Origin of the sequence: Dehalobacter sp. (assembly GCF_030063005.1) — a bacterium.
GTDB classification, from domain to species: domain Bacteria; phylum Bacillota; class Desulfitobacteriia; order Desulfitobacteriales; family Syntrophobotulaceae; genus Dehalobacter; species Dehalobacter restrictus.
This window is the reverse complement of the sequence record NZ_JAPDHR010000040.1, coordinates 36,490-42,940: the sequence shown is the minus strand read 5'-3', so window position 1 is coordinate 42,940 and position 6,451 is coordinate 36,490. Positions and strand designations below refer to the sequence as shown.

Here is a 6,451-nt window from a genome sequence, read left to right as displayed (position 1 = left end):
TACCCGATATGCGTAATACGACTTAATACTTTAATTCAATATTCATTTTTAAAGTCCGCATTTGGTGGGCTTATTTTGGTGTACCCTTCTTTTTACGCAGTCTCATGTCTGAACTCTTTCAAACTAACTACCTCAATCATAAAATATTATAATAACAGGCATCCTTGAAAACCTAGAAGAAATTTATTATAAAATATAGTAAAGAGGATATTCATGACCTTTTATATCTAGGTTAATTCTATTCCCCAAATGTAGGGCTGATCCATCTTCATTGGACCCCATGCTATACACCTGTGACCCACAACAATAGGTTCAGTTAACTTATCCAGAAGCCCTGCCAGAGCTTGACCATAGGTGGAAGCATTGTCGGTGTCAATAGCATACGAGTGGACCATATCTGCGTTTTCAAGCGCTGCGGAGGTTCGGCCACAAAGATGGATCAGAAATCTCCCCCCAACTTCTTTTATTCCATTAATAATTCGTAGGTTTGATGAGCCGCTGAAATCCTGGTAAATAGTTGGTCCTATAACATCCGGTACACCTACCGCGTCCTCGTAGGAAATAATAGAGGCACCCCTTTTTACACCCTCAATACCATATTGAATAACACTCTTTTCAATAACAGCCATGATTTTCTTGATTTGCTCTGGATCCTTACGCAAGCCATGGTAAAAAATTGTATGATTTATCAAGGCATAAATAATCGTGAATGGACCGACAATGTTGAGTATTACTTTTTCACCCGACTCAGCCAGGATCCCCACAGCATCCAGTACTTCTCCAATTCGGCCTTTAGAAATATCTGGCGCTTGGATACCGGATAGTTCTTCAATAGACGAGAAGCGGTGGCCATTTGGTCTTGGTCGGTGCATAGCATCGCCCATTTTTATATATGCTCCGAAGGCTTCTGCTTCGACCGTGACACAAAAAGGTACCTTGGCAAACACATCGTCCTGGTATTTCTTTTGTACTCTGGCAAGAGCAACTATGTTATTTTTATCCGTGTAAGCCTTCGGAAAAGTTATCCCAGCTTCCCTTAGAACCTCTTCTGGAATATGATCTTGATTATGTCCAGGACATTTAAATTCCACCATTCTTCCCTCCAATAAAGTAAACTAGTAATATTTACTTAAAAGATTTTGAAGTACAATCTATTCCTATTCTTAACCTTCTCCAAACTAACCCGCGTTTTAGCCCGTCCATTGATCATGTTCACATAAAAGCACAGGCATCTCTAAAGGACCTATTGAAATCCGCTCTGAGCGAAAGTTCGACGTGAGTTGCCTTCCTAGCCAGATACTGTGCATGATTTCGCTCGTTTTCTGAAGAAAGCGCTAAAATTGCACCTTCTCCTGCTGCATTTCCTACAGAATAGACAACTCTCTCATCTACTCTTGGAAGCATTCCTATTGAGAGAATACTCTCTTTCCTGACAAAGCTACCAAATGCCCCAGCCAGCATCACCGCGTTTAAATCTCTTGCCTTAATGTCTGCTTCCTTCAAAAGAATTTCTGCTCCAGCCCTGACAGAAGCCTTTGCCATCTGTAATTCACGTACATCCCGCTGGGTTAAAACTATATCATCAGCATCTGTTGTGCCATAATAAAGGACAAAATCCTGTCCAGAGCTACTGTGACGTAACCGGTGCCACAATTCTTCTGGAATTTTCCCATCCAGGTCTTTTTGAGACATAATCCGGCCGTTGTTATTAATAATACCTGCTTTTACCAATTCCGAAACAGCGTCAATTAAACCGGAGCCACAAATCCCACATGGAGCAACATTTCCGATAACATCAACAGTCACCGTTTTATCAATACGTACTTTTTCTATAGCCCCTTTAACGGCTCTCATCCCGTGATAAATATGAGCACCTTCAAAAGCTGGCCCTGCAGCTGTAGAGCAGGTATACAGTCTTCCATCACACGCCAGTGCTATTTCTCCGTTGGTACCTAGATCAATCATCATTGCCGATCCGGTATATTTGTCTATCTTCACTGCTAACAAAGCCGCCACAGTATCAGAACCAACATATCCTGCAATGTTAGGCAACACGATAACCTGCGCACGATGATTGATTTCTAATCCCAAGGCATAGGCAGGGATTACTGTCATGGAAGAGAATGCAGGAATAAAAGGTGATTTTCCCAGTGCAGCGGGGGACAACCCTAAAAACAGATGGGACATGACGGTGTTTCCTACGACCAACACCTGATAGATGCTCCCAATATCAATTCCATTCTGCTGTGTCAATTCATTGATTATTTCATTTATGACACTTAATACATCTTCCTGCAAACATTTCAAACCGTTATCTTGTTCATTAGAAAACTGGATGCGGGATATAACATCTGCCCCATAAGAATTCTGCTTATTAGTACGGGATGCGGCTCCTATTACAAGACCTTGACATAAATCCAGCAAAAAACCAACAACAGTGGTTGTTCCAATATCCAATGCTACTCCATAGATTTTGTTACGTGTATCCCCTGCTTCTACTACCAATAATTCGTTTCCCGCCAGAACAGCAGTAACCTTAAAATCATTTTCCCGCAGGATAAATGGTATAGTAGATAATACATCGAGCTGCAATGGATTAATTTGTTTCCCTTTCAACCCATCTATGAGGCGGTTTGCATCTGATCTGAAATCATGAACATGTGGTTTCTCTAATTCCAAGTATTCTTTTCTTAAATCTGTGTCCAGTAATACTTTTTTCGATTCCAGGCTCAATTTTCGAGATAATTCATTTCCTTTTTCCGGAACAAAAACCTCAAGATTACCATAGCCCCGGCACTGACAAGCCAGGGCTATCCCTTTTTCTACATCTGATGAACTAAGGAAGTTTTCCTCGACATTTGTTAATGGTTCTCTTGCCCCATGTTGAATGCGTACCCTGCATTTACCACAAGTTCCTTTGCCGCCGCATGTGGCTTCAATAGCTATACCAGCTTTTTGAGAGGCTTCTAAAATAGTTTTTTTTTCACCAGTCAAAATCATCTTCTCTTCAGGATAAAAAACTATTTTTCTATCAGTCATAGCTTTCCTCCATTGCTCTTGGGAAACTGCTTAATTTCTTTTAAAGTTTGCCTAATAAGTGTTTCAAAATTTTTGCTACCAATTCTTTGAATTTCCAGGGGTAGGTTAAGAAAGTCAGCTATTTCGCGAGCTTTCTTGTCAAGGGAGTTATCTTCCATGACATCCAAGTAGACAACTCGTTGATAATTCCGAAGCATCATTTCTTTAATCCTAGGCCGCTCTTTCCAATCCAAAGGCTCTACAACCAGCTTGTTAAAATTCCTGCATACATCGTCTGTCAAAAAATAGGTTCCCGGCACTTTTTTAAGCATTTCCCGGTAGATGTCTTCACCGACATACATCGCATAACATAATTCGCCTGGAACCCTGATTGCCCCATGTTGATTAACTATTTCATCAATTCTGTAAGCACATTTGCCGTAAACAACAATTATTCCACTGTATATGCCTTTAAAGGAAGCGAGCAGTCCATTAATAGCAGCTGACAACTTATCTGGATAAAGGTGCATAATCGCAGGCAGGTAAATAATGTCCGGCCGCTCATCTTCGTGCAATGCTTCGATAGCTTTTTCTAATGGAATTTTCAAAGTTCCGCAGGCGACAATTATGTTAGACATTTTTCACCCCAAAAATTTACTTAAAAACATTGTACAAAGGATGATCATGGCTGGCAGGCCTTACGCCATGCTGCATACAGCTATAAGCAACCAAAGCATCAACTGCCGCCATGGACGGCACTATTTCCGTTTGTTTGATTCCATACATAATAAAGTCGGCACCCAAAAGCTGCAGGCTGGTCGCCATACTGGTTTTGGTGGAAGCTACTTCAATCTTGTTATACATAAATGATTTCTTCCATCCGGTAATCACCGTATGGGTTGGTGAACAGCCGGCAGGATATCCATATTTGTCTTTGAGCATATATATTGCTTTAGCTGCCGGCCCCGGCTCCACTATGTCCAGTACGGCCATGTCAAGCATCAGTTTTTGAAAACCATAGGACTTAGCCCGTTCAATCAGTGCTTCAGCAATATCTACTCTGCCCTGGGCTGTTGGCTTCTTTGAATTGTTCAACATAACTACGGTGGCCTTCAAACCATGCTTTTTTACTTCTTTCAGTTCCTCATCTTTACTCTCAACGTTTACGGAATCAAACACTGCCCTGTCCTGTAAACCAAGCTTGGCAGCCATTTCCACTCCGGCAATTCTCACTTTGGCAACCGTCCCATCAATGATGAACGGCAGATCTGTGTTGCGTCCGATGAATTCAACATAGGCACGCATAGCATTTTCGCTGGCTCCGACAATATCTATCATCAGAGGAAGTTTAACTTTTCTGCACATATCATCAATTTTGTTAATCCAGCCAAGGGCTCCTTCTTGATCAAAAGTTCCCTTTTCTTCATCTTTAACAAGCTTGTCACCCTGATAAAAGATGCTTGCCATTAATACTGTCGGATGCTGTCCAGGTTGGCCGCCGATTGTAACATTTCCAATTTGATAAATTTTCTGTTCAGCTTTGAATTTGAACAAATCGTCCCCCCCTTTACTCGTACCGCCCAAATTTTTCTGCAGCTCTAACCATGGCCTCTACATTTTCCGGCGGTACATCAGCGGTAATTTCACAACCCGGTGACAGCATGTACTGTCCGCCTTCCTTGGCGGCAGTGATGATCTCTCCGCATTTTTCCTCTACTTCCTCTGCGGAAGCCTGGGGCAAAAAGACAATATGGTCTAGGTTTCCGGCGAAACCAAGCTTTCCGGTATATTTCTTTTTAAACTTAAGCATGTCTGTGTGGTGCCCTAAACTGACCATCTGCAGTTTTTCCATGTCAGACAGAGCATCCCCATTTACATCAAGATGATTATTTACTTTCCCGCACATGTGCAAAATGTTATATTCGTAGGTGAGCGCCTGCTTTAGATATGGGATGAAAAACTCGGTCATCGTTGCGGGAGCGAACATCTGCAGATCGTGTTCACAGATCACCAAGAAAGATGCCCCGGCTTCTTTTAATGCTTGGGCATACGCGTTCACTACTTCTGTGCTTTTCTGAATCAGGGCATGCATAAATTCTTTTTTATTGATACTTCTGATGAAATTCTCATAGGGAAATAGCTGCATTGAGAAGGTAAACGGCCCGGTTACATACGCACCTACCGGAACGTCTGTACTTTCCGCCAGGATCCTCGTCCCCTCTACAGTCACTTTTGAACCAGGAGCTTTAGCAAAATCCGGCATCTTAAAATTTTTAATATCTTCTTCTGTTAAAATAGGATTCTTCGTGATCCACGGGTATTTGTCAGGGGGATAAAAAAGTGTTCCGCCGCACGCTTCAACTACCGGCCAACTTGGTTCCACCTGGATCGCCACCGAATCATACTTGTACCGATTTAATGCCTTTAGGTGCGCCTCAGCTGCTCTCCTCGCATCCTTGTACATTACATCAAAAGTTAAACCCTGACTAACTCCTGCATGATCTCCAACCTGGGCAAGTACAGGTACCCGATCAGGTATCTTTCCGTCTAAAGTAGCAAAAACTCTCTCTCTCGAATTCATGTCTTAGTCACCTCACAGTTTATTTAGTAGATCTTTCCAGTCGTCTTCTTTCCCTTCTTGGATGTGATAACTGGAAGGAGTGGTCCCAACCTTTTGACTGAACACCTTGCTGAAATAATCGGGATCCTGAAATCCGGTTTCACGCGCAATGGTCTTGATGGGAAGATTTGTATTCTCCAAAAGGACTTTAGCCCGTTCAATCCGAGATTGGATTACATATTCTTTAAATGTCATGCTCTCTTCTTTACTGAACAAAGTACTGAAATAGCTCATACTAAATCCCACATGGTCGGCTACTTCTTTCAATGTCAGCTGTTTTCTAAGGTTTTGCCGAACATATGACTTGGCTGAGTTAATGACGCGTTTAGTTGAGTCTAAAGGGTTCCATGAATTAATGTCTTCAGAAGTATTTTCTTCATCTTTCTCAGATATCAAATTTTGAGGATCTACCATTTTCCAAAAAGCATTGACAATTTCTCGCCGGTGTACCGGTTTCAGGAGATAATCTTTAGCTTGCAGATTTAAGGCCATGCGCAGCATAGGATAATCACCATAGGCTGATATGAATGTGAACTTTACCTCTGGATAATGCAACTTGATCTGTCCCGCTACATCCAATCCGTTTTTCCCTGGCATCCGTACATCTAAAAACGCCACTGAAATATCCTGCCGGCTCAATATTTCCATTGTTTCATTACCATCTTGCGCCTGGAAAACCTGAATATGGTAATTCTTGTCGCATCTTGCGTTACTGGTAATAGTTTCAATAATTACAGCCCGCTCCAATGATTCATCATCCGCAACCAATAATCGGATTGTCTCTGCCATAGTAGACCCTCCCTTACAGAAAAC

At 42.0% G+C, this 6,451-nt stretch carries 6 protein-coding genes; all 6 read right to left on the bottom strand.

The genetic code is table 11. The features are described from left to right. Positions 1–227 precede the first annotated feature (227 nt). The 6 genes from OKX56_RS11130 to OKX56_RS11105 all read right to left on the bottom strand — a co-directional run bounded on the left by OKX56_RS11130 (position 228) and on the right by OKX56_RS11105 (position 6,427). Positions 228–1,094, bottom strand: coding sequence for a uroporphyrinogen decarboxylase family protein (locus tag OKX56_RS11130; RefSeq protein ID WP_021315235.1), 867 nt, complete (start codon positions 1,092–1,094; stop codon positions 228–230). Positions 1,095–1,212: 118 nt separating this feature from the next. Further along, the gene (locus OKX56_RS11125) at positions 1,213–3,039 is read right to left on the bottom strand and encodes an ASKHA domain-containing protein (protein WP_021315249.1); all 1,827 of its coding nucleotides are present in this window, start codon (positions 3,037–3,039) and stop codon (positions 1,213–1,215) included. Beyond that, complete coding sequence (locus tag OKX56_RS11120; protein WP_021315241.1) at positions 3,036–3,656, bottom strand: DUF1638 domain-containing protein; 621 nt, start codon at positions 3,654–3,656, stop codon at positions 3,036–3,038. Before OKX56_RS11120 ends, OKX56_RS11125 begins: the two co-directional genes overlap by 4 nt. Before the next feature lie 16 nt (positions 3,657–3,672). After that, on the bottom strand, positions 3,673–4,572 hold the full coding sequence (locus OKX56_RS11115; RefSeq protein ID WP_021315254.1) for a Tetrahydromethanopterin S-methyltransferase subunit H: 900 nt from the start codon (positions 4,570–4,572) through the stop codon (positions 3,673–3,675). Positions 4,573–4,585: 13 nt separating this feature from the next. Further along, positions 4,586–5,599: a uroporphyrinogen decarboxylase family protein gene (locus OKX56_RS11110; RefSeq protein ID WP_034378052.1), complete on the bottom strand. Its 1,014-nt coding sequence runs from the start codon at positions 5,597–5,599 to the stop codon at positions 4,586–4,588. 12 nt (positions 5,600–5,611) lie between these two features. Beyond that, a complete protein-coding gene (locus OKX56_RS11105) occupies positions 5,612–6,427 on the bottom strand; it encodes a response regulator transcription factor (protein WP_021315238.1) in 816 nt (271 codons plus the stop codon). Positions 6,428–6,451: the final 24 nt, after the last annotated feature.

Coding starts and splice junctions, on each gene's coding strand:
- OKX56_RS11130 (WP_021315235.1), bottom strand. CDS start 1,094: ATGGTGGAATTTAAATGTCCTGGACATAATCAAGATCATATTCCAGAA.
- OKX56_RS11105 (WP_021315238.1), bottom strand. CDS start 6,427: ATGGCAGAGACAATCCGATTATTGGTTGCGGATGATGAATCATTGGAG.
- OKX56_RS11110 (WP_034378052.1), bottom strand. CDS start 5,599: ATGAATTCGAGAGAGAGAGTTTTTGCTACTTTAGACGGAAAGATACCT.
- OKX56_RS11125 (WP_021315249.1), bottom strand. CDS start 3,039: ATGACTGATAGAAAAATAGTTTTTTATCCTGAAGAGAAGATGATTTTG.
- OKX56_RS11120 (WP_021315241.1), bottom strand. CDS start 3,656: ATGTCTAACATAATTGTCGCCTGCGGAACTTTGAAAATTCCATTAGAA.